At 37.5% G+C, this 25,166-nt stretch carries 21 protein-coding genes; 1 reads left to right on the top strand and 20 read right to left on the bottom strand.

Annotation, left to right across the window (positions count from 1 at the left end):
* Positions 1–38: 38 nt before the first annotated feature.
* From LG276_RS10500 to dpaA, 6 genes are all read right to left on the bottom strand, one after another.
* Complete coding sequence (locus LG276_RS10500) at positions 39–1,703, bottom strand: ribonuclease J (RefSeq protein ID WP_251161474.1); 1,665 nt, start codon at positions 1,701–1,703, stop codon at positions 39–41.
* A gap of 559 nt (positions 1,704–2,262) precedes the next feature.
* Positions 2,263–3,132: a 4-hydroxy-tetrahydrodipicolinate synthase gene (gene dapA / locus LG276_RS10495; RefSeq protein ID WP_224938639.1), complete on the bottom strand. Its 870-nt coding sequence runs from the start codon at positions 3,130–3,132 to the stop codon at positions 2,263–2,265.
* A 25-nt stretch (positions 3,133–3,157) separates the two neighbouring features.
* Positions 3,158–4,390: an aspartate kinase gene (gene dapG / locus LG276_RS10490; protein WP_224938638.1), complete on the bottom strand. Its 1,233-nt coding sequence runs from the start codon at positions 4,388–4,390 to the stop codon at positions 3,158–3,160.
* Between the two features lie 24 nt (positions 4,391–4,414).
* A complete protein-coding gene (asd, locus tag LG276_RS10485) occupies positions 4,415–5,464 on the bottom strand; it encodes an aspartate-semialdehyde dehydrogenase (protein ID WP_224938637.1) in 1,050 nt (349 codons plus the stop codon).
* 270 nt (positions 5,465–5,734) lie between these two features.
* Entirely contained in the window at positions 5,735–6,334 is a 600-nt protein-coding gene (gene dpaB, locus LG276_RS10480; protein WP_095369480.1) for a dipicolinate synthase subunit B, read from the bottom strand.
* Entirely contained in the window at positions 6,331–7,233 is a 903-nt protein-coding gene (gene dpaA / locus LG276_RS10475) for a dipicolinic acid synthetase subunit A (protein WP_251161473.1), read from the bottom strand. The genes dpaB and dpaA overlap by 4 nt, the downstream gene beginning before the upstream one ends.
* A 268-nt stretch (positions 7,234–7,501) precedes the next feature.
* Between dpaA and LG276_RS10470 the strand changes: the two genes are divergently transcribed.
* Complete coding sequence (locus LG276_RS10470; protein ID WP_224938635.1) at positions 7,502–8,161, top strand: class I SAM-dependent methyltransferase; 660 nt, start codon at positions 7,502–7,504, stop codon at positions 8,159–8,161.
* Between the two features lie 70 nt (positions 8,162–8,231).
* Here the strand turns inward: LG276_RS10470 and LG276_RS10465 are convergent, their stop codons facing one another.
* The 14 genes from LG276_RS10465 to LG276_RS10400 form a co-directional block, all read right to left on the bottom strand.
* On the bottom strand, positions 8,232–9,467 hold the full coding sequence (locus tag LG276_RS10465; RefSeq protein WP_224938634.1) for a pitrilysin family protein: 1,236 nt from the start codon (positions 9,465–9,467) through the stop codon (positions 8,232–8,234).
* Positions 9,468–9,623: 156 nt separating this feature from the next.
* Entirely contained in the window at positions 9,624–10,589 is a 966-nt protein-coding gene (locus LG276_RS10460) for a polysaccharide deacetylase family protein (protein WP_251161472.1), read from the bottom strand.
* Positions 10,590–10,798: 209 nt separating this feature from the next.
* A complete protein-coding gene (gene pnp, locus LG276_RS10455; RefSeq protein ID WP_224938632.1) occupies positions 10,799–12,922 on the bottom strand; it encodes a polyribonucleotide nucleotidyltransferase in 2,124 nt (707 codons plus the stop codon).
* 201 nt (positions 12,923–13,123) lie between these two features.
* Positions 13,124–13,393 (bottom strand): 30S ribosomal protein S15, encoded by a 270-nt coding sequence (rpsO, locus tag LG276_RS10450; RefSeq protein ID WP_251161471.1) that lies wholly within the window; start codon positions 13,391–13,393, stop codon positions 13,124–13,126.
* Positions 13,394–13,519: 126 nt separating this feature from the next.
* Positions 13,520–14,467 (bottom strand): bifunctional riboflavin kinase/FAD synthetase, encoded by a 948-nt coding sequence (gene ribF / locus LG276_RS10445; protein ID WP_224938630.1) that lies wholly within the window; start codon positions 14,465–14,467, stop codon positions 13,520–13,522.
* An 82-nt stretch (positions 14,468–14,549) separates the two neighbouring features.
* A complete protein-coding gene (truB, locus tag LG276_RS10440) occupies positions 14,550–15,467 on the bottom strand; it encodes a tRNA pseudouridine(55) synthase TruB (protein WP_224938629.1) in 918 nt (305 codons plus the stop codon).
* 80 nt (positions 15,468–15,547) lie between these two features.
* A complete protein-coding gene (gene rbfA, locus LG276_RS10435) occupies positions 15,548–15,910 on the bottom strand; it encodes a 30S ribosome-binding factor RbfA (RefSeq protein WP_095369489.1) in 363 nt (120 codons plus the stop codon).
* 16 nt (positions 15,911–15,926) lie between these two features.
* Positions 15,927–16,208: a DUF503 domain-containing protein gene (locus tag LG276_RS10430; protein ID WP_095369490.1), complete on the bottom strand. Its 282-nt coding sequence runs from the start codon at positions 16,206–16,208 to the stop codon at positions 15,927–15,929.
* A complete protein-coding gene (gene infB, locus LG276_RS10425; RefSeq protein WP_251161470.1) occupies positions 16,205–18,346 on the bottom strand; it encodes a translation initiation factor IF-2 in 2,142 nt (713 codons plus the stop codon). The genes LG276_RS10430 and infB overlap by 4 nt, the downstream gene beginning before the upstream one ends.
* A 19-nt stretch (positions 18,347–18,365) precedes the next feature.
* Complete coding sequence (locus tag LG276_RS10420) at positions 18,366–18,668, bottom strand: YlxQ family RNA-binding protein (RefSeq protein WP_095369492.1); 303 nt, start codon at positions 18,666–18,668, stop codon at positions 18,366–18,368.
* A 9-nt stretch (positions 18,669–18,677) separates the two neighbouring features.
* A complete protein-coding gene (gene rnpM / locus LG276_RS10415; protein WP_251161469.1) occupies positions 18,678–18,950 on the bottom strand; it encodes an RNase P modulator RnpM in 273 nt (90 codons plus the stop codon).
* 14 nt (positions 18,951–18,964) lie between these two features.
* Positions 18,965–20,089 carry a transcription termination factor NusA gene (gene nusA / locus LG276_RS10410; protein WP_191812158.1) on the bottom strand — a complete coding sequence of 375 codons (1,125 nt, stop codon included), beginning with the start codon at positions 20,087–20,089 and terminating at the stop codon, positions 18,965–18,967.
* Positions 20,090–20,134: 45 nt separating this feature from the next.
* On the bottom strand, positions 20,135–20,605 hold the full coding sequence (gene rimP, locus LG276_RS10405) for a ribosome maturation factor RimP (protein WP_095369494.1): 471 nt from the start codon (positions 20,603–20,605) through the stop codon (positions 20,135–20,137).
* A 235-nt stretch (positions 20,606–20,840) separates the two neighbouring features.
* A complete protein-coding gene (locus LG276_RS10400; protein ID WP_224938627.1) occupies positions 20,841–25,160 on the bottom strand; it encodes a PolC-type DNA polymerase III in 4,320 nt (1,439 codons plus the stop codon).
* Positions 25,161–25,166 lie beyond the last annotated feature (6 nt).

Below are 25,166 nucleotides of genomic sequence, written 5' to 3'. Positions count from 1 at the left end.
ATAAGCAGGCAATCACGAATACGTAATTGCCTGCTTTCTTAGGACTCCATAATTATCGGTAAGATCATCGGACGACGTTTTGTTTTATCAAATAAGAACTGATTGAGACCTTCTCTCATATCTTGTTTGATACCTGACCAGTCAAAAGCTTCTTTCGATAGTTTTGCTTCAACAATTTCTTTTACCAATTTGCTTGCTTCAGCTAGTAATTCTTCAGATTCTCTCACATAAACAAAGCCTCTTGTAATTAATTCTGGTCCTGCTGAAATGATTTTTTGTTTTTTGTTTAACGTAACAACCACAAGTAATATCCCATCTTGAGATAATAATTTACGATCTCTAAGGACAATATTACCAACATCACCAACACCACTGCCATCAATTAATACATGTCCGGTTGGGATTTTCCCCACATTCTTCATGGTTCCTTTTGCTATTTCATATAATTCTCCCTTTTCAGGAATAAAAATAGCATCACTTTCCATACCAGTCGACTCAGCTACTTTTGCATGTGCCTTTAACATCCTGTATTCTCCATGAACAGGAAAGAAATATCTCGGATTCATTAAATTAATCATGAATTTAAGCTCTTCTTTGCTACCATGACTAGATGTATTAAAACTCCCTTTGCCTGAAACCACATGTGCTCCGCCCCTGAACAATACATCAACTGTTTTTGATAAATAAACTTCCGAACCTCTCAAAGGAGAAGCAAAGAATATCACATAATCTCCAGCTTGAATATGCACTTGACGGTGAGAGTTTTTCGCCATCTTATGCAACGCATCAATGGGCTCTCCTTGCGTACCTGTCACTAAATAAATGATTTCTTCATCTGCCAAGTTTTTCACATCGTTCATAGACACCATTACGTCTTCATAAATATCCAAAAACCCTAATCTGATGGCAATATCATATATTTTTTGCAAACTTCTTCCTACTATTGCTACTTTTCGGTTAGTCTGTTTCGCAGCGTCAAATACTTGTTGAATCCTGATTAACTCAGACGCAAATGTAGCCACTACGACTCTCCCTTTTGCTTGATAAAAATGCTTCACTAAATCATCTAATACTTCAGCTTCAGATTTTGTGTACCCTGGCTTTTCTGCTTCTGTACTATCAGATAATAAGCACAAAACGCCATTTTCTCCGATTTTGGCCATTTTTCCAATTTCGGCTTTATAAAGTGGTCCAGCCGCTTGGTCAAATTTAAAATCCCCAGTGTAGACGATACTGCCTTGTGAGGTATGAATACATACCCCAACACTGTCTGGGATGCTATGATTTGTTTTAAAAAATGAAATTTCACAATGATCAAAGTGAAGTTCAGTATCACTATGTATTTCCACTAGTTTAGCTTTCCCTTTAAATCCTTGCTCTTTCATTTTTGCTTTTGCTAACGCAATTGTAAGCTTAGTTCCGTATACCGGTGCCTCAATTTGCCGAAGCAAATAAGATAAAGCTCCAATATGGTCTTCATGTCCGTGGGTTAAAAATACTCCTTGCACACGATCTTTTTGTTGAATAAGATAGGTGAAATCTGGAATAACCGTATCAATTCCAAGCATTTCGTTCTCTGGAAGCATTAAACCTGCATCGATTACGAATAAATCCTCATCAACTTCAATTATGTACATATTCTTTCCTAATTCACCAACTCCACCTAGTGCTGCTAACTTGATGCTTTCGTTCTGTCTTTTCACTTATGTATCCTCCTATAGTTCATTCACCCGATCAAAATCAGTTATTCCCATTATACTTTAACTAAGAAAATAATAACAACCAAATTTATGCATTTTTGCGGTTATTAAGCAATTTATCCAGTTAAATTAAGTATTTAAACACTTTAGTGATTAAAGAAGACGGCACAAAAAGGATCGTTTTACTTTAACAAATACTCTCTTTTAAAAGTGATACCTAAATATCAAGTTTATAATAATTCAGTTAGTCTTGCTTTTAAAAAAAGAGAACCTAAAAGACTCAAGAAATGTGTAAATTTCCTTCATCCAGATTGATGTATTGGGTTTGGATTTAACAAGGACTAAATAGTAGTAATCAAAGATTTAAGTATCTCTAGTTCAGCTAGTGAGCGAAAACTTCTTCAACCTGAGCTACTTATGTTTGCTCAATATGTTTTAGATTTGTGAGATATACGAAGAGCCCCCTTTTACTCCCCTATCCAGAGTATATATGTTATGGCATCACAAAAAAAAACCTGAACAATTCATACCCAAGGTGGGAATGATCGCTCAGATTTTTTGCTTACTTTTTAATAATGTCAATCAGTGAAGCTCTTTCTTGTTCAGAAAGTGGTACCATTGGTAAACGCACTGAACCGACATCAAGGCCTTTGACCTGCAAAGCGGTTTTAACTGGTACAGGACTTGGCGCTGCAAACATCGCTTCCATTATTGGTAATAAGGATTGGTGCAATTTTGCAGCCTCTTGATAGCGGCCATCTAAAAATGCTTGCACCATTTCTTGAATTTCAGAGCCGATTATATGTGAGGCCACTGATACAACACCTGCTCCACCAATGGATAAGACTGGTAAAGCGATACCATCGTCGCCACTATATAACAAGAAATCGTCATCTGTTTCAGCGATAATCTTCGTCATTGCATTAAGATCACCACTCGCTTCTTTCACAGAGACAATATTTTTAATCTTGGATAGTTCAATAATTGTTTCAGGTGCAATATTAACAGATGATCGACCTGGAATATTATATAACATAACAGGTAAATCTGTACTTGCTGCGATCGCTTTAAAATGCTCATATAAGCCTGCTTGGTTTGGCTTATTATAATAAGGAGCGACTAACATGATGGCATCTACACCAATTTCTGCTGCTTTTTTCGTTAATTCAATGGATGAGTAAGTATTATTGCTACCTGTACCGGCAATAACTGGCACGCGTCCATCCGTTACCTTCACTACATGTTTAAACAATGCGAGTTTTTCTTCTTTCGTTAACGTTGGTGATTCGCCTGTTGTTCCAGCAACAACAAGGGAATCTGTCCCATTCTCAATCAAATGATTAATCAACTGAGTTGTCTTTGCAAAATCAATATGCCCATTGATATCGAATGGCGTAACCATTGCTGTTGAAACTCTTCCGAATAAAACCATTTTTACACCTCTTTTTAATAATCACTTATATCATTTCTACTTGATCTTTTTCTAAATGAAAGGCATCATGGAGTGCATTGACTGCTTTCGGCAAATCTTCTTGTTCAACTAAAACCCAAATAGTCGTATGGCTATCTGCTGATTGCATAATTCTAATGCCTTGTTCCGAAAGTGCTGTTACAATTTTAGAGGCAACACCAGGTACACCTTGCATACCTGCACCGACAACTGAAACTTTCGCACAGCCTCTTTCCACTTTTGGTTCATGACCTAATCCATTTAAAATTTGTATCGCTTTATCGGTCATTTCCTCGGTCACTGTATAGGTTACTCCATGTGGATAAATATTAATGAAATCAACGCTAATGCCTTCTTTGGCCATTGCCTTAAAAACCTCTGATTGTAGGTCATACTGATTTTCTTTAGCAACCACTTTAATTTGCGTAATATTCGCTACATGTGCAATCCCGGTAACCGGTCTTTCTTTTATATCTGTTCCTCTACTTTGTTTCGTAACAGCCGTAACTAGCGTACCTAAACCGTCTGTATAAGTGGAACGGATACGAATGGGAATTTTTGATTGCATCGCGATTTCAACTGCTCGTGGATGAATAACCTTTGCACCTTGATAAGCCATATTGCAAACTTCCGTATAAGTTACAACATCCAAAGAACGTGCATTCTGTGCAATCCGCGGATCAGCTGTCATAATCCCTTCAACATCTGTGAATATATCAATCCACTCTGCATTAAGGGCAGAACCTAGCGCAGCTGCTGAAGTATCACTGCCGCCACGTCCAATCGTCGTTGTATCACCGTTTCTAGCTGATCCTTGAAAACCTGCAACGACAACAACATCATGTAATTCTAACTCGTTTTTTAAACGTTCACATTTCATATCAATAATTTTCGCATTCATATGATCATGATTTGTACGGAAACCAGCTTGCGCACCTGTTAATGCGGTCGCCGTTAGCTCATTTTCTATAAGCATATTCGTAAATACAACACTTGAAATCACTTCTCCACAAGATAGTAATAAGTCTGTTTCACGTTTATTGATTTTGGCAAGGGGCGCACCAACAAGTGATAATAACGTGTCTGTTGCATAAGGGTCTCCCTTTCTTCCCATTGCAGAAACAACAACTACCACTTTGAACCCTTCATGAACGGCATTTTTAATATGCCTTAATGCATGACTCCTGCCTTCTTCATTTTTTACCGATGTACCGCCAAATTTTTGAACGACGATTTTCATCTTAACACCTCGAGTAATTGCAATTTATTTCACTAACTTTAATTTAACAAGACTTTCTGCGATTTGTACAGAATTCCAGGCTGCACCTTTTAGTAGATTATCAGAAACGACCCACATATGGAACCCTTTTGGCTCATCTAAGTCATTGCGAATACGACCGACGAACACTTCTGATTTACCAACACAATCTGCTGGCATTGGATAAATTTGCTGTTCAGGGTCATCTTGTAGTTCTATACCTGGTGCGGTACTTAACAAAGCTTTTATATCCTTTGCGTTAATGCCTTCCTGATCAATCTCAAAATACACAGATTCAGAATGACCAGTTCCCACGGGTAGACGAACACAAGTCGCAGCTACTGGTAAAGAAGGCAGATGCATAATTTTTTTCGTTTCATTAATCATTTTCATTTCCTCAAATGTATAACCGTTATCAACAAATTTATCTATTTGAGGAATGGCGTTAAAAGCGATTTGATAATGCTTTTTATCACCCTTTACTGGCAATACTTCAGGCGTGTATGTTTGATTATCTAAAATCGCTCTTGTTTGCTCTTGCAATTCATCAATAGCTGCTTGCCCTGAGCCAGAGACTGCTTGATAAGTGGAGACAATCACTTTATTTAAACCAAATGCTTTTCTAATCGGTTCAAGCGCTACAACCATTTGAATGGTTGAACAATTGGGGTTGGCAATGATGCCGTTATGGTTATGCAAGTCTTCTTCATTTACTTCAGGTACGATAAGTGGAGTATTTTCATCCATACGGAATGCACTCGTATTATCAACCACAATTGCTCCTCTCTTTACCGCTTCTGGAGCTAATTGTTTGGATACACTTCCCCCTGCACTAAACAAAGCAATATCTACACCTTCAAAACTATCAGGTGTAGCTTCTTCTACAGTATATTCCTTGCCGTTATATTGAATCTTCTTCCCAGCTGAGCGAGACGAAGATAATACTTTCAATGTTGATATCGGAAAAGCACGCTCTTCCAATGTTTTTAACATTTGTTCACCTACTGCTCCTGTTGCTCCTACTACAGCTACATGGAAGTCTTTTTTCTCTGTCATAACCATTTCTCCTTCCGGCCAACATAATGATTGATATTTTTTAGTTTACCTTTCAGCTAACAAACAAGTGAGCGACTATCTTTCAGTCGTATTTCAGCTATGAGAGCGAGCTATAGATAGTATACTAAGATTATTTTATATTTTATCATATTCCCGCATTAAAAAATAAAATTTTATGAGAAAACATGGCTTATCGCCAAGTCTACTGGCGAAAGCCGTCGTCTGCAAACATTCATCACTTAACGAAGGGAACTATGATAAATCTCGAACTTAGTTACCATCTTTGTATCTTTCTACAATGACTGGCTGAATCTGTTCACCATTTATTGCTTTCACTATTGTATCAGATAATGCTGTCATACGGGCGACCATTGAGTTCGGTTTCTTCACTGGGTCATCTTGCCCAAATGGGATAAAATAAATATTTTTTGTAGACATTAAACGCATGAGATTTGTGCCGTTTAAGCCTAGTGCATCATTAGTCGATATACCTAGTACGACTGGTTTTTCGTTCCTTAATGTCGCTTTGGCAGCCATAAGCACTGGAGAATCTGTCATAGCATTTGCAAATTTACTCATGGAGTTTCCTGTTAATGGGGCAACAACCATGCAATCTAATGGGATTTTCGGGCCTAATGGTTCTGCTTTTACAATAGAATCAATAACTTTATTCCCAGTCACTTCTTCTATTCTTTTAATCCAATCTTCTCCATCGCCAAATCTTGTTACCGTATTTTGAACTGTAAAAGTCACGACTGGTATTACTTCAGCTCCTGCCCCGACTAACTTCTCTATTTCCGGAAAAACGGCATCATATGTGCAATGCGACCCCGTTAAACCGAATCCTATTTTTTTCCCTTTTAAATTCATGATTGTTTATCCTTCCTTTCATCAAAATTAGCCAAAATCAATTGTGAAAGAACATTAGCTAAAATACGTCCCGCTGTTTTTGGTGCAACGATTCCTGGTAGGCCAGGTGCTAATAGAGCTTTTACCCCGCGTTTCTCTGCGTATCTAAAGTCCGTACCACCTGGTTTAGAAGCTAAATCAATAATGAGGGTATGAACTGGCATTTTCGCTATTACTGATGCCACCACGACTTGTACGGGAATTGTATTAATGCATATATCTGCATCCACAACGGCTTCTTCAATATCACTCAAATGAAAAGGCGTAAGACCCATTTCAGTTATTCTTGCTATATGCTCGCTTTTTCTAGCTCCTACTTTCACTTTAGCTCCTAAAGCATGAAATGCACGGGCTATACTCATTCCTGTTCTTCCAAGTCCTAATACAGTCACATTTGATCCGTGAATTGTAAAATCAGTATGTTGAATGGCCATCATTAATGCACCTTCAACAGTGGGGATTGAATTGTATATTGCGACATCATCACGATTAAATAATTGAACAACTTCACGATCTGCTTTGGTTGAAATTTCTTGAAGATAAGGAGGATTAATACCAGAATAAATTTTACAATGTTGCGGTGTTTTCTTTAAGATTTCTTCATTTATCGTAATTTTTTCATTAGAGAAAATTGTATCAATCTGTCCATCTACCCCAGCCCCAGGCACTGGCAATATAATGGCGTCAATGCATGTAAAGTCAACTTCATCTAACTTCTCCTTCACTGCACCAGAAAAAGCGTGGTCAAGCTGTTCAAAACCAATTAAATATAATTTTGCATCCAATTCTGTCAGCTTACGAATGACCTCAAGCTGCCTTGCATCTCCACCGATCACTGCAATTTGTAATCCTGTCAGCATGCAACACTCACCTTCTTTTAAAGAACTTTTTATGTTCTTTTACTCAATTACTTCAACATCTTATGTAGAAATGACCTATTCGGTGAGTTCTCTAACAAAGAATAGACGCTAAGTTTGAACCTTTGTTTTGAAGAGAAGATTGATAAGGAGTGAAGGACGAAACTCCTACCATTAAAAAAACATTTTAAATAGGAAAAGTGATTAAATAGTGAGGTAGCGACTCATCTTTATTCACATACAATAAAATGCTAAGTGAGGAGGAAATGAAATGAAAAACATAACTGATTCAAGGTTTATTACAACTGACGATCCGAAATCTCAGCAGTTCGTCTTCCAGTTACCTAAGGAATGGGAAACAAGACCCTATGAGTATGAATGGGCAAAAAATTTTGCAGACAAAAATGAAATTGTTCTCGATGCAGCCTGTGGATTGGGGCATCCTTTAAAGTTTTATTTAAGTGAGATATGCAAACACACTTTTGCCTGTGATATCGATGAGAGATTATTAGACAGTAAAGCCATTTTTTTAGATATGAAGGAAACATATACACATGACGACATACAAGAAGAAAATGTACAACGTTTAATAAACAACGTATCTATGAATTGCTGTTCCTTAACTGATTTACCATACAGTGGGCAATTATTTGATAAAATCTTCTGTATTTCCGTTATTGAACATTTAAGTAGTGAGGATATATATAAAAGCCTTGTAGAGTTTAAACGTGTATTAAAAGAGGATGGACTCATTATTTTAACTTGTGACTATCCTACCATCGATTTAGACATGTTCAATCGTATGATTCACGAAGCTGGATTAACCTTTTTTGATCAAGTGACCTTCACCCGACCTTCTAATGTCCTCACATCAACCATATGGGGAGAATTAAATTGTTTTCGTGCGGTGTTAAAAAAGAAAAAAGGCTAAAGAAAATATATGTTTATAATAAAAAAGAACAATTTCCTATCTTTACAAATGGGAAATTGTTCTCTTTTATTTATAGCCCTTGAGGTAACTCACCATCTGGACTAATTAAGGCTAATGAATAGTCATCTGTAAAGATCTTTTTCGCCATTTCATTGACTTCATCCATTGATACTTCATCAATTTCTTCAATAATTTTATCTAATGTACGATGAGATCCAAGCAATAGCTCATTTTTGCCGTTACGGCTCATGCGACTATTTGTACTTTCTAAACTTAGCATTAAGCCACCTTTTAATTGCTCTTTACTATTGACTAATTCTTTTTCTGTTATTCCGTTTCTTTTTAAAACGTCTAATGTGTTCTGAATCGTTTCGAAAAGAACATTCATTTGTTTCGCACCGGTACCGCCATATATTGTAACCAAACCACTATCTTTAAAAGAAGAGTGATAAGAAAACACAGAGTATGCGAGACCTTTATCTTCCCTCACATCTTGGAATAAGCGACTACTCATGCTACCACCAAGAATATTATTTAGAACGATCAACTGATACATATCATCGTGACCAACGGGAAGTCCGTTAAACCCTAAACAAAGATGCGCTTGTTCTGTTTCTTTCTTTCTGGCGATCTTATTATTGTGAAAAGTAGGTACTGTTTCGTTTACTGCCGGACTACCACCTGTATATGTACCAAAATGGGACTCTACTTCTTGAATAAATGATTCAGGCACATTACCTGCAATGGAGATGACGACATTCTCAGGTATATAGTGATTATGCATATAGTCTCTTAATGTGTCCCCGTTAAACGTTTCTAGGGTTTCTTCCGTTCCGAGTATCGGGTACCCCAATGAATGACTTTCATATACACCCTTACTTAAAACATCATGGACAATATCATCCGGTGTATCTTCATACATTTTAATTTCTTCATAGACAACATTTTTCTCTTTTTTCAACTCTTCGTTATCGAAGGAAGAGTTGAAAAACATATCTGCTAGTACATCTAACGCAAATGAGGCGTGAGTATCCAGTACTTTTGCGTAATAGCATGTATATTCTTTTGATGTGAAAGCGTTCACTTGTCCACCAATACTATCAAAGGACTCCGCTATTTCTCTAGCTGTTTTTGACTCTGTACCTTTAAAAATCATATGTTCAAGAAAGTGGGAAATCCCATTATTCTCTTTATCTTCATTTCTTGATCCTGTTCCAATCCAAACGCCAATGGCAACAGAGCGGACAGTCGGAATATTTTCTAATACGATTCTTGTTCCATTTTTGCAAGTATATCTTTTAATCAAGCATGCTCCTCCTGTTCTGTTTGCAAGCTGTCTTTTTTCGAATGATACGAAATGCTTTTCAAAACAACTGTTTATCATTCATAAGAAAAAAAGACTCATGATGGTAGAATAACATAAGTGTATCTATAGTTGCTATTTTTTGCAAAATCTCGCTTGCTATTTTTTCTGCTTTTCGTGTGATCCGATTCTTTCCTCTGATAATAAGGATGTCACTGTCCCAATTTGTAAGTCTTTGTCTTTAATCCCTACAATCATTCTATCCAGTGCATTTGCTGTTGATTCTGTTGGATGCATTAAGACCATTGAACCATTTTCTACTTTATTGACTACACGATTAATAATCGTTTCAGGTGATGGTTTTTGCCAATCTATCGTATCGACAGTCCACATCACAGTAAGTAGTCCTTGCCCACTAGCAATGTCGACGGTTTTATTACGATAACTACCACTTGGGGGGGCAAACCATTTCACTTTTTGTTCAGTCGTCGCCTCTATGACTTCGTTAGTTTTCACAATTTCTTCTTTCGTTTTTTGATCAGAAGCAACTTTTAAATCAGGATGCGTATAAGAATGATTGCCAATTTCGTGCCCTGCGGCAACAATCATTTTTGCTAAATCAGGATTATTTTGCGTCCATCTTCCTTCTAAAAAAAACGTTGCTTTTACATTATGTTTCTTTAATGTTTCCAACATTTTAGGAAGATACTCATTTCCCCATGCTACATTAATTAATAAACTAACCATCGGCTTGTCTGGATGGCCCTTATAAATCGGTGAAGGTTCTAAATCTTCTAGATGGATTTTTGGTTTAACTTCGGTAAATACGAGTTTCTCTTTATCAAAGGATCCGTCCTTTTTCATCTTTTTATAAGATGCATTCACATCAACCTTTAGTCCATTTAATCCTGGAATCGCCTTCCATACTTTATCTATAACAGCATCCTTGGCAGGGACTTCAAACGTCTTCGCTTGCTCCTTTATTTCTATTAAAAGCGGATCATCTACTTTACTTACCGATATGCTTTCATTTAGTGCTAAAGACATATATTGATCTGTTAACGGGTTCGCAACGATTAAAAATCCACTAATGACTATTACCAGCGTGTATCCAATTTTTCTCATAACACCAGCCTCCCTCTTCATTAAAATATGTTAAAGGAGGACAAGGTAGAACAGTTTAACTATTCGATAAAGCGCTTACATAATAACAATCCCCTTCGACAAGTAAAAGAAACAAGCCGAGGGCTCACTTAAAATATACATCATCATTTTATATTCTAACAAAAAAAGAAAGAAAAAAATCAGGGGACAACCCTGACTTTCTTACAAATTTATTTATTCTCAGCTTTTTCTTTTTGTTCACGCTGCTCTTTTAATACAGCTTTACGAGAAAGGTTCACTCTACCTTGTTTATCGATTTCCGTCACTTTTACAAGGACTTCATCACCTATTGAAAGCACATCTTCGACTTTTCCTACGCGCTCTTCAGCTAGTTCAGAAATATGAACAAGTCCATCTTTCCCATTAAAGATCTCTACGAAAGCACCAAATTTCTCAATGCGCTTCACTTTACCCAAATACATTTGTCCAACTTCTACTTCACGAACGATATCTTCAATGATTTTCTTCGCTTTTTGGTTCATCGCTTCATCGATCGAAGAAATAAATACTGTACCATCTTGTTCGATATCAATTTTTACGCCCGTTTCTTCAATGATTTTATTGATTTGTTTTCCACTTGGCCCAATAACATCACGGATTTTATCTGGGTTAATTGACATCATTAAGATTTTCGGTGCATATTGTGAAAGCTCTTTATTAGGTTGAGCAATCGTTGCTAGCATGGAATCAAGAATCTGCATTCTACCGATTTTTGCTTGTTGTAATGCTTCTTCTAAAATTTCTCTAGAAAGACCATCGATTTTAATATCCATTTGTAGTGCTGTGACGCCTTTACTTGTACCTGCTACTTTAAAGTCCATATCACCTAAGTGATCTTCCATTCCTTGAATATCGGTTAGAATAGAGTAATAATCACCTGATTTGATAAGACCCATCGCAATACCAGCAACTGGCGCTTTAATTGGTACCCCAGCATCCATCATTGCTAAAGTACTTGCACAGATACTTGCTTGTGAAGTGGAACCATTAGATTCCAACACTTCAGAAACAAGTCGAATCGTATAAGGGAAATCCTTTTCTGATGGAATAATTGGCTCTAAAGCTCTTTCTCCTAAAGCACCGTGTCCGATTTCACGACGACCAGGTCCTCTCATCGGACCAGTTTCACCAACACTGAAATTCGGAAAATTATAATGGTGCATAAAACGTTTTTCTTCTTCAATGCCAAGACCATCTAGAATTTGTACATCACCAAGCGCACCTAATGTACAAATGCTCAACGCTTGTGTTTGACCACGTGTAAACAGTCCTGATCCATGTGTACGTGGAAGTAAGTCAATCTCAGATGATAGCGGACGAATTTCCTCTAGTCCACGCCCATCAGGTCTTACTTTATCTTCAGTAATTAAGCGGCGTACTTCTTGTTTAACAATTTTATCAAGTACTTGCTTTACTTGTTTAAGATAGTCATCATCGACTTCTTGCTCTTCAAAATGGGTAATCACTTTATCTTTGACAACTTTAATGGCCGCTTCTCTAGCATGTTTTTCTTGAACTTGAATAGCAGGAATCATATCCGCTTCACACATAGAGCGCACAGTTGCATTAATCTCTTCATCGACTTGATAAAGCGTAACTTCCATCTTGTCTTTACCAATTTCTTCAGCAATCTTCTCTTGGAAGGCAATTAATCGTTTAATCTCATCATGACCAAACATAATTGCTTCAAGCATCGTTTCTTCAGGAACTTCTTCTGCCCCTGCTTCTACCATGTTAATCGCATCTTTCGTACCAGCAACGACTAAATGAATATCACTTTTTTCTGTTTGTTCTACAGAAGGGTTAATGATAAATTCATTGTTTACTCTGCCAACAGTTACACCTGCAATTGGACCGGCAAACGGAATATCAGAAACACTTAATGCAAGAGATGACCCAAACATTGCCGCCATTTCCGAAGAACAATCTTGGTCGACACTCATAACCATACTGACAACTTGAACATCGTTACGGAAACCGTCCGGGAAAAGTGGTCGAATTGGTCTATCAATTAATCGGCTAGCTAGAATGGCTCTTTCACTTGGACGACCTTCACGTTTAATAAAGCCGCCAGGTATTTTACCGACTGCGTATAATCTTTCCTCATAGTTCACAGTAAGTGGAAAGAAATCTAAGTTCTTCGGTTCTTTTGATGCTGTTGCTGTACTTAGTACAGCTGTATCACCATAGCGAACCAAAACAGCACCGTTTGCTTGCTTTGCTAATTGTCCGATTTCAACAGACAACTTGCGTCCAGCCCAATCTATGCTGTAGGTATGCTTATCTTGTCCCATATTTGTACCCCTCTCTACCATTTCACTTACAAAATCATATATACTAAAGCAAAATGCCATGACATATTTTCATCATTAATACTATTATGCACACTTTTTCAAATATATAAAATAACAAAATTTTATGTAGAATAGCGTTTTTAGGCTAATAAAAAAGCGGGAAAAAATCCCGCTTCTTCAAATAAGAAGACAAGCTTCTTATTATCGACGTAAACCAAGCTTATTGATTAACTCACGGTAACGTTGTACATCTTTGTTACGAAGGTAAGTTAATAGGTTACGACGTTTACCTACCATTTTTAATAGACCACGACGAGAGTGGTGATCTTTCTTATGAGTACGTAAATGTTCGTTCAAATTGTTGATTTCTTCTGTAAGGACAGCGATTTGAACTTCTGGAGAACCAGTATCATTTTCATGAGTTTTGTACTCACTGATAAGTTCATTTTTACGATCTTTAGTGATAGCCATCCGATTCACCTCCTAAAATTTCAATCCCCTGTTACTGAGCAAGCGTCGGTGACTCGACTTGCCAAGCAAAGGTTCATCAATCAATACGTTTATAAGAATACAACTTTTTTAAACAAAATGCAAGAATTAACCGTTGTTTTTTGCAAAATAATCGAGTGTTGCTTGCTTATCCTTAGCAATTTGCTCAATTAATGCTTCAATTCCATTAAACTTCCGTTCATCTCTAATATGTTGATGCCACTCTACTTCAACCTCTTCACCATATATATCTTGATCGAAATCAAAAATATGGACTTCAATAGAAGGGGTCTTTAAGTCATCATGGAAAGTTGGCTTATAGCCTAAATTACAGACCCCTTTACGCCATTTTCCTTGAACAAAAATTCTTACAGCGTATACACCTGTAGGTGGGGTGATGAAATCTTCGCTAACAGCAACGTTTGCTGTTGGAAAACCTAATTGTCTCCCCCTTTGATCACCTTGCACGACCGGACCACTAACTGTATAGTATCTTCCCAAAAGCGGAGGGATTTTTTCAACGCTTCCCTCTTTTAAGTAAGTCCTAATGAGGGAGGAACTAATCTTGGCATTGTCTCTTTTTAACTGTGGAATCGTGGTTGTAGAGAAATACCCTTTAGCATGTGTCTTTATCGTATCCATAGTGCCTTTACCGAATTTACCATACGTATAATCGAATCCAGCAGATACATGAGAAACATTTAAATCAATAATATACTGATCGATAAAAGCTTCTGGATCTAGATTAGCAAATGCTTTAGAAAAGTGCACAATAAATAAATAATCAATGCCTAACTGTGCAACAATCTTGATTTTTTCATTTATCGGTGTGATGTATCTAATTTGTTCTTGTGGATCACCTAATACAGCTGATGGATGAGGATCAAATGTCATTACGGCACTTTTCAACCCTAGTTCAGCTGCCTTCTCCTTTGCATTTTGCATCACTTTCTGGTGACCAAGATGAACACCGTCAAAAAAGCCCAATGCCATTGAAAGAGGTGGCCAGCTATCTTTACTGTGGTTATGTGGATGTACTATTTTTATAACTTCCATGATCATTCACCTTTTTATATTGTTTAAACATGAAGATAGGCATAGAACGTCTACTTTATGTAAAAGAACGTTTACCTTTACCCTATTCACCTATGTATAGAACTTTAGTTGGCTTTATTATACCTGGTTTATCAGGATGATGGATATACAAGGCCAACGCTTGATTGTTCACAGTCTCCATTACAATAGGACCAGATACACTCTCAAGTTCTTCAGGAGTAGGAAGAACTGCGCCATTCTTCACTTTCATTGCTACTTTATCATTTATTTGATATTTCGGCAAATAGCTAATCCCCCATTCTAACGGTTTGAGCACATCAGCTATTCTTCCCTCGTTCATCACTTCCTCCACTTGTGGTAATGTCAAACAATCCTCAATGGTAAAGTCTGCAGACCGGATGCGAGTTAAATCAGACATATGGGCAGGATAACCAAGAAGTTCACCCATCATAACTGCTAAGGTTCTAATATATGTCCCTTTTCCACAAGCAACACGAAAACGAAAAGTAATCTGTTCCCCATTATATACTTCCTGCTCATTTAGCAATGTGATACGATCAATGCGCACTTTTCTACTTGGCCGCTCCACTTCTTGCCCTAGTCGTGCATATTCATAAAGTCTTTTACCATTCACTTTAACAGCAGAATACATTGGTGGTGTTTGGACAATCTCTCCAGTTAATTGCTGGAACACCGCGATAATCTCTTCTCGAGTAATCGGTTTATCTACCTTCTTCTCTTCAACCACTTCGCCTGAGGCATCTTCTGTCGTTGTCGAGAAACCTATTGTGACCTCTCCTTCATACTCTTTACCTGCATCCGTAATATATTCGGCAACCTTCGTAGCCCGTCCAATACAAATAGGTAATACGCCAGTGACTTCAGGGTCCAATGTTCCTGTGTGACCCACCTTTTTCGTTTTTAGAATCTTGCGTAACTTAAATACACAGTCATGAGAAGTCATTCCTTTTGGCTTTAATAAAGGTAATATTCCTTCCATTTTGTACGCCCCCTTTCACTAAAATTCAAATTAAGGTGAAATAAATACGGATAGACAAACGTCTATCCGCCAATCATTATTTATTCCTTATCTTTGGATTGACCGTCATCTTGAATTTGATGAAGGAGTGTTTCAATACGATTACCGTAATCGATTGATTCGTCAAACTCAAAAGTGATTTCAGGGGTTTTTCTCAAACGTATTCTCTGACCGATTTCTGAACGGATAAACCCTTTAGCTTTAGCCAATCCTCTCAATGTATCTTCTCTTTGTTCTTCATTACCGAGAACAGAAATATAGACAGTAGCTTGTTGTAAATCACCTGTCACATGAACATCTGTTACTGTTACAAATCCCACTCGTGGGTCTTTAATTTTTCGACCGATAATTTCTCCGAGCTCTTTTTTCATTTGCTCGCCAACTCTATTTGATCTTAGGCTCAATTGTTACACCTCTTTTTCAAAGCCATTCAATGTCTGTAATTGTCCGCTCAATCTCAGGAAAAGAATCAATTAATTTAAGCGCATTTGAAAGCTCCCACTCAACGGCCTGCTTACTTGAAGCTACAGCAGTTATGGCAATTTGTGTATGTTGCCATGTATCTTGAAACCCAACTTCTGCAACAGAAATGTTAAACTTCTGTTGCAGACGAGTGAGGATTCGCTGTAATACACTTCTCTTTTCCTTTAATGAACGAGCATCATATATCATACACTCACACGAAACCAAACCTACAATCATTTACGCTCAATTTCTTGCATAATATAAGCTTCAATGATGTCGCCTTCTTTGACATCATTGTAGTTCTTAATTGTAATACCACATTCGTAATTTGTTGCTACCTCTTTCGCGTCATCTTTGAAGCGTTTTAACGCATCAATTTCACCTTCGAAAATAACAACGCCGTCTCTAATTAGGCGGATACCAGAATCTCTTGTGATTTTACCTTCCGTAACATAAGAACCGGCAATTGTACCAATTTTTGATACTTTAAATGTTTGACGGACTTCTGCTTGACCAATAATTTTTTCTTCAAACTCTGGGTCTAGCATCCCTTTCATTGCTAATTCAATTTCTTCAATTACGTTATAAATGATACGGTGTAGACGAATATCAACATCTTCTGCTTCAGCCGCACGTTTTGCATTCGTATCAGGTCTTACGTTAAAGCCGATGACAATTGCGTTAAATGCAGCAGCAAGCGTAATATCTGATTCATTAATGGCACCCGCACCTGTATGAAGAATACGTACTTTTACGCCTTCTACATCGATCTTATTTAATGCGGAAGTTAGGGCTTCAGCTGAACCTTGAACATCAGCTTTTACAACGATGTTTATGTCCTTCATTTCCCCTTCTTTCATATGCTCAAATAAGTTATCAAGGCTAACACGAGATTTCTCAGATCTTTGTGCTTGTAGAGCTAATTGTGCACGTGCTTCCCCTACTTGGCGCGCAGATTTCTCGTCTTCTAGAACAGCAAACCTGTCACCTGCTTGAGGGACATCATTCAATCCTGTAATTTCTACAGGAGTAGATGGTCCTGCAGTCTTTACTCGACGCCCAAGGTCATTAACCATCGCACGTACGCGACCAAATGTATTACCGACAACAATCGGATCACCAACCTTCAATGTTCCGTTTTGTACAAGTAAAGTGGCTACTGATCCTCTACCTTTATCAAGCTGTGCTTCAATAACTGTTCCGACAGCATTGCGATTAGGGTTCGCCTTATATTCTTCTACTTCACCAACAAGGAGAATCATTTCTAACAACTCATCGATACCGTCACCTTTAATGGCTGAAATCGGTACAAAGATTGTATCTCCGCCCCATGCTTCAGGAACTAATCCATGTTCTGTTAGCTCTTGCATTACACGGTCAGGATTTGCCGCTTCTTTATCCATTTTATTAACAGCAACAATAATAGGTACCTCAGCAGCTTTAGCGTGGTTAATTGCTTCAATTGTCTGCGGCATCACACCATCATCCGCTGCAACAACTAAAATTGTAATATCAGTTATTTTCGCTCCACGGGCACGCATTGTTGTAAATGCCGCGTGACCAGGTGTATCTAGAAAAGTAATCTTCTTACCTTTATCTTCTACTTGATAGGCACCAATATGCTGTGTAATTCCACCAGCTTCGCCAGCAGTTACCTTTGTGTGACGAATGGAATCAAGTAATGTCGTTTTACCATGGTCAACGTGACCCATAATCGTTACAACAGATGGACGTTCCTTAAGATTAGTCTCTTCATCTTCAGTGAAATATGCTTCTAAATCTGTCACATCTACTAATACTTCTTCTTCTACATCAACACCATATTCGCCTGCAATTAACTCAATGGAATCTTTATCTAGTTCTTGGTTAATTGTTGCCATCACACCAAGCATAAATAGCTTTTTAATGATTTCTGAAGGCTCTCTATGGAGCTTCTTAGCAAGCTCACCAACTGTTAGTGATTCAGTAAAAGTGATTTTCTCTGGTAATTCTTTTACTTTTTTAGGTGCTGGTGGTTGAGGTGGCTTCTGCCCTTTATTCTTTGGTTTATTTTTTTGATTATTATTGCGATTAGGTTTTTGATTCTTATTATTATTATTATTATTATTATTATTTGGCTTATTTCTATTGCCTTTTGGTGCACCTGCTGGTTTATTTTTCTGATTGTTTGCAGGTTGTGCTTGCGCTGATTGTTGTTTTTGTGGTTGTTTCTCTTCTTGCTTATTGTAAATACCGTCTAATTTTGTTACTTCACCTGGTTCTAATGTTGTCATATGATTCGAAACCTCTATATTCATTTCCTTTAATTTCGTAATTACATCTTTACTAGATAGATTATGTTTTTTAGCATATTCGTAAACGCGAATTTTACTCATGCTTTCACCCCCGCTAGAATTAATCGAGCAACGTTAATAGCTTTTTGGCGAATCCAGCGTCTAAAACAGCCACCACTACTCTTGCTTCCTTGCCAATTGCTTGCCCTAACAATTCTCTGTCTGGGACAATCTTATAAGGAACAGCATAAGATTTACATTTGTCTGTTACTTTTTTTGTCGTATTAGCAGAAGCATCTGCAGACAACAAAACCAGCTTCGCTTTCCCTTTTCTAATATCGCTTATAGAAAGCTCTTCACCTGAAGTGATTTTACGCGCTCGATTGGCCAAGCCAAGTAATGACATCCATTTTCTCTCATTCATTTTGGACGGTCATTTCTCCTTTTCAATAAGATCTAAAAGTTCGTTATATATGTCCTCATCCACTTGTACATCTAGATGACTAGCTAAAATATCTTTCTTTTTTGCAAGTAAGATGGCTTCCTTACTTTTTGTAAGATACGCTCCGCGACCGGATTTCTTACCTGTAACATCAACCGAAACTTCGCCTTCTTTTGAGCGAACAATGCGTACGAGTGATTTCTTCGGCATCATTTCCCCCGTCGCTATACATTTTCTCATCGGAATTTTTCTGCTTTTGTTCACCAGCCATTCACCTCTTATTCCTTGTCTTCAGGGAATGTAAAATCTTCATCTTCATCATCTTGATGATAGCTTAAAAGAGCTTCATCTCTTGGATATGTGCCGGCTTCTCTTGCTTCTGTCTCTGATTTAATATCAATTTTCCAACCAGTAAGCTTCGCCGCAAGTCTTGCATTTTGTCCACGTTTCCCAATAGCTAGCGATAGTTGATAATCTGGAACAACAACCGTTGTCGCTTTGTCCTCTTCATTTACTACAACATCTAACACTTTAGAAGGACTTAATGCATTGGCTACAAAGACAACTGGATCACTAGACCACTTCACAATGTCAATTTTTTCACCTTTTAACTCATTAACAACGGCTTGCACACGTGTACCTTTAGGTCCAACACATGAACCAACTGGATCTACCTCTGGATTATCAGAATGTACAGAGATTTTTGAGCGATCTCCCGCTTCACGCGCAACAGATTTTAATTCAACAGTACCGTCATAAATTTCTGGTACTTCAATTTCAAAAAGACGTTTTAAAAGTCCTGGATGTGTTCTAGAAACATAAATTTGTGGACCTTTTGTTGTTTTTTCGACTTTTGTAATAAACACTTTAATACGATCATGTGGGCGATACTGTTCACTAGGCATCTGTTCACTTACAGGTAAAATCGCTTCAATCTTACCAAGACTAACGTAAATAAATTTTGCGTCTTGTCTTTGGACAATGCCTGTCATGATATCTTCTTCTCGATCAATGAATTCAGAATAAATAATGCCTCTTTCTGCTTCACGAACACGTTGAGTAACGACTTGTTTGGCTGTTTGTGCAGCAATTCTACCAAAATCTTTTGGCGTTACTTCCATTTCTACAATATCTTCAACCGTATAGTTAGGATTAATCTTGCGTGCATCTTCGATAGAAATCTCTAATCTTGGATCAAACACTTCATCAACGACTTCTTTGCGGGCAAATACTTTCATAGTGCCACTACCCAAATTTAAATCAATACGGACATTTTGTGCTTGATTAAAGTTTCTACGATAAGCAGACACTAACGCGGCTTCCATTGCATCAATAATGACATCTCGTGAAATTCCTTTTTCCTTTTCAAGCAAAATAAGAGCATCTAATAATTCACTGCTCATGTGATTCATATCCCCCTTTAAATAAGTTGCGTTACGCCAATTGCTTTATGAGAAGACAATAGCTAAGCGAGCTTTTGCGATTTTTTCATACGGTAATTCTACCGTTTTCTTTCTTGTTTTAACTTTCATTTCAACTTTTACGATATGGCCATCGAAGTCTGTTAGTACACCTTCAAATGTTTTCTCTCCATCTATTGGTTCATACGTTTTTATAAATACGTTTTTACCAATTGCTTTCATGAAATCTTGTTCTTTTTTTAGAGGGCGTTCCGCTCCTGGTGAAGAGACCTCAAGGAAATAGTTATAAGGAATTGGGTCAATTTCATCTAATTTCTCACTTAAGCGTTCACTAACTACTCCACACTCTTCTATATCAACGCCTGTCTCTTTATCAATAAAGACACGAAGAAACCAGTCTTTTCCTTCCTTCACATATTCGATCTCAACTAATTCCAACTGAAGATCGCTCAAAATAGGAGTGACTAATTGTTCAACTTCTTCAGTCACTTTACTCATCTTTATCCCTCCTTCTAGCAAGATGCCTATTCATTATAAATGTAGCAGCAAACACTAGAGTTGCTGCTAATCGAGATATACCGGATCATCTTAGTAACCGATGAAAATTTTGGTTAATAACAAGACGAAAGAGTGGGTTGCCCCACTCTTGTTTGCGAAGATATCCGTTAGTATTTCCAATAAAACTATACCATAACCATAATTTTTATGCAAATGGAATAGCTGTAAAAGCGACTTAGAACAAACTTAACTGATTTTGGTCTGGTAATTCTTCTAAACAACCATGATTATTTAAGTACTCGATAATTGTTTTAGATACCTTACCTCTTTGCTGAAGATCTTCCTTCGATAGGAAGTCCCCTTCTCCTCTTGCTTTTACAATATTCAGTGCTGCATTCGTACCTAATCCTGGTATAGAGTTGAACGGCGGAATCAGTGTATTACCTTCAATAATAAAGTCACTTGCACTGGATTTATACAAATCAACTTTTTGGAAACTATATCCTCTTTCATTCATTTCAAGCGCTAACTCCATTACAGTCAGCAAGTTTTTTTCTTTTGTAGAAGCATCTAAGCCTTTCGCATTGATTTCTTCAATTTTTGCTCGGATCGCCTGTGAGCCTTTTACCATCGCATCTATATCAAAATCTTCTGCACGAACGGTAAAATAAGCTGCATAATATAAAAGCGCATGATGAACTTTAAAGTAGGCAATACGTACCGCCATTAAGACATAGGCAGCGGCATGGGCTTTAGGGAACATATATTTTATCTTTAAGCAAGAGTCAATATACCACTCAGGTACTTCATTCTTCCTCATTTCCGCTTCCATCTCTTCTGTCAGCCCTTTTCCTTTTCGGACTGATTCCATGATTTTAAAAGCGAAAGCCGGTTCTAAGCCTTGATAAATTAAATACACCATAATATCATCACGACATCCAATAACTTCACTTAATGTGCATGTATTGTTATGAATTAACTCTTGGGCATTGCCGAGCCATACGTCAGTTCCATGTGAAAGACCTGAAATTTGAACAAGCTCAGAAAATGTCGTTGGTTTCGTATCTTCTAGCATTTGCCGAACAAACCTTGTTCCAAACTCTGGAATACCAAATGTCCCCGTTTTACACATAATTTGCTCTTCTGAAACGCCTAACGATTCCGTTCCACTGAAAATCTTCATTACTTCTGGATCATCGGTTGGAATGGTCTTCGGATCAATCCCACTTAAATCTTGCAACATCCTAATAACAGTGGGATCATCATGACCAAGTATATCTAGCTTCAACACATTATCATGAATGGAATGGAAGTCAAAATGAGTTGTTTTCCATTCTGAATTACGATCATCAGCCGGAAACTGGATAGGTGAAAAATCATAAATATCCATATAATCAGGAACAACAATAATGCCGCCTGGATGTTGCCCAGTTGTTCGCTTAACACCGGTACAACCAGAAGCTAAGCGATCAATTTCTGCGCCTCTAATTTGAAGATTATTATCATTTTGATACGCTTTAACATAGCCGAATGCCGTTTTATCTGCTACAGTACCGATCGTACCTGCCCGATACACATATTCTTCACCAAAAAGAACTTTTGTATAGTTATGGGCTCTAGGCTGATATTCTCCGGAGAAGTTCAAGTCAATATCTGGTACTTTATCCCCTTTAAAGCCTAAGAAAGTTTCAAATGGAATATCATGGCCATCTTTACGATAATGCTGAGAACAGTTTGGACAATCCTTATCTGGTAAATCAAACCCTGAACCTACTGAACCATCATCAAAAAACTCAGAGTGTTTACAATTAGGGCAGACGTAATGAGGAGGCAGTGGATTAACTTCTGTTATTTCCGTCATTGTCGCAACAAATGAGGAACCTACCGAACCCCTTGATCCTACTAAGTAGCCATCATTTAATGACTTTTTAACAAGTTTATGGGAGATCAAGTAAATAACGGCAAAGCCATGTCCGATAATACTTTTTAATTCTTTCTCCAAACGAGCTTCTACGATTTCAGGTAGTTCTTCTCCGTAAATACTTCTCGCCATGCTATAGCTCATTTCACGCATTTCTTCGTCTGCGCCTTCTATTTTTGGCGTATAGAGATCATCTTTTATTGGTTTAATTTCATCAATCATATCAGCAACTTTATTCGTATTATCTACTACGATTTTTTTTGCTATATCTTTTCCTAAAAATGCAAAGCATTCAAGCATTTCATTGGTCGTGCGAAAATGCACATCAGGCAGTTCATGACGGTTGAGCGGATTTGCCCCACCTTGAGAATTCACTAAAATCTTACGATAAATCTTATCATTCGGATTTAAGTAATGAACATTCCCTGTGGCCACAACTGGGATATTTAATTTTTCACCAAGTTGTACAACGTTCGTAATGATTTCTTCGAGCGCCTTTTCATCACGAACTAACTCTAATTCTAATAAATGAGCATAGACCTCTTTAGGGTGAACCTCTAGATAATCATAAAACTCAGCTATCTCTTCCACTTCATCAGGCGATTTTTGCATCATCCCTTCAAAAACTTCACCTTTGTCACATCCAGAACCAACAATAATACCTTCTCTATATTTCTGTAATACCGAACGAGGAATACGTGGCACACGATAAAAATAATTAATATGAGCAATCGAGACTAATTTAAAAAGATTCTTCAATCCTTCACTCGTTTGCGCTATCAAAGTACAATGGGACGGTCTAGCCCTTTGATAAGCATTTCCTTTACCCATATTGTCATTAAATTGATCATGGTATTCAATGCCTTTAGCCATCGCATCCTTCAGCATTTTTATTAATATATAGCCTGTCGCTTCCGCATCGTATATTGCCCGGTGATGTTGGGTTAGTTCAACATCAAACTTCTTTGCCAATGTGTTGAGGCGGTGATTTTTCATTTCAGGGTGTAAAAATCGCGCTAATTCAAGTGTATCTACTACGGGATTTGTTGCTTTTCCAAGACCTATTTTCTTATACCCTACATTTAAAAAACCCATATCAAATGAAGCGTTATGTGCCACAAGCACACTATCGCCAGTCCATTCGTAAAAATCTTTTAAAACGTCAGCTACTTCCGGGGCATTCTCTACTAAATCATCCGTTATGCCCGTTAAATTAATAGTCGTAGCAGATAAAGGATGATGTGGATTAGCAAAAGATTCAAAACGATCAATAATCTCGCCGTCGTGAATTTTCACGGCTGCAAGTTCTATAATGGTGTCATAAACAGCAGATAATCCAGTCGTTTCAACGTCAAACACAACATAAGTATCTTCAGCTACTCGTCTATGAGCATCATTATAAGCAATTGGTACACCGTCATCGATTAAGTTCGCTTCAACACCATACAGTATTTTGATACCATTTTTCTTACCAGCATTAAATGCTTCTGGAAAGGATTGAGCACCAGCATGGTCTGTAATCGCAATCGCTTTATGTCCCCACTTCTTCGCTTGTGAAACAAGCGCACTAACCGAACTAACGGCATCCATTTGGCTCATTGGTGTATGAAGATGAAGTTCAACCCGCTTTTCCTCTTCCTTAGCTGTATCTTTTCTTTCAATTGGTTTTATTTCATTTAAATCATTACCAATCATGACTAGGTCACGTACGAAGGTATCATTTTGAATACTACCGCGAACTTTCAGCCACATACCTTTTTGTACCATTTGAAAAAGTGCAGCATCTTCTTTATCTCGGGAAAACATTTTTACAAGTATCGAGCTTGTATAATCTGTAATTTTGAAAGTTAATAATGTCCGACCACTTCTGAGTTCTTTTGTTTCTGCATGAAAGACGTAACCTTCCACAGCAATTCTTCTTTCTTCATCAACTATATCAATTAGTTTGCGGAAGTCAGCATCATCTTTAATTGTCAAGCCAACTGTCAATGGCCCTTGTGGTATCGGTGTATCTGATTCTTGCTCTAATGCTTTCTTCTCCATTTCAATTGCTGCTTGCATGCCGCGTTCTTGATCTTCTTTTCTCTTTGCTTCTAAGAAACGCTCATATGCTTCATTGCTCTCTTCGGTTGACAATTCTGTTTCAATTTGAAATGGTGGAAATCCAAATGATTGAAAGCTATCAAGAATAAGTGGCGCATACTTATTTTTAATGGACTGACTTTCCATATCATTACTAACGGTAACGATTACCTTATTTCCCTTTATTTTCGGCACTTGCTCATGAAGAAGCTTGAGCATCGGTGGTGAGATGCCTTCAATTTCTTTCATACAAAATGTCCAATAATCTTGAATTAAACTCTCATCATATTGTTGATTCGTAACAGTAATAGAAAAAGAGGTACGTGCAATATGAGAAAACTTGTGGTGCAATTGAGCTGCAAATCTTTGAAGAACAGTTGCCGGTAAGATTTGTTCTAGGCTAAAGGAAAAATGCCATCTTTTTTCCTTTTTTTGAATATATACTTTCATGATTTCGGCTTGTTCAAAATAATGAACAAAAGCATCTTCTGTTAATTCTAATTGTTGTAACAGGAGCTGAAAACGTTCTTTGTTTCCTTTTACATCGCTCATTTCAGC

Origin of the sequence: Cytobacillus kochii, assembly GCF_044790165.1 — a bacterium.
In the GTDB taxonomy this organism is placed as follows: Bacteria; Bacillota; Bacilli; order Bacillales; family Cytobacillaceae; genus Cytobacillus; species Cytobacillus kochii.
This window is presented reverse-complemented; position numbering and strand designations above follow the sequence as displayed.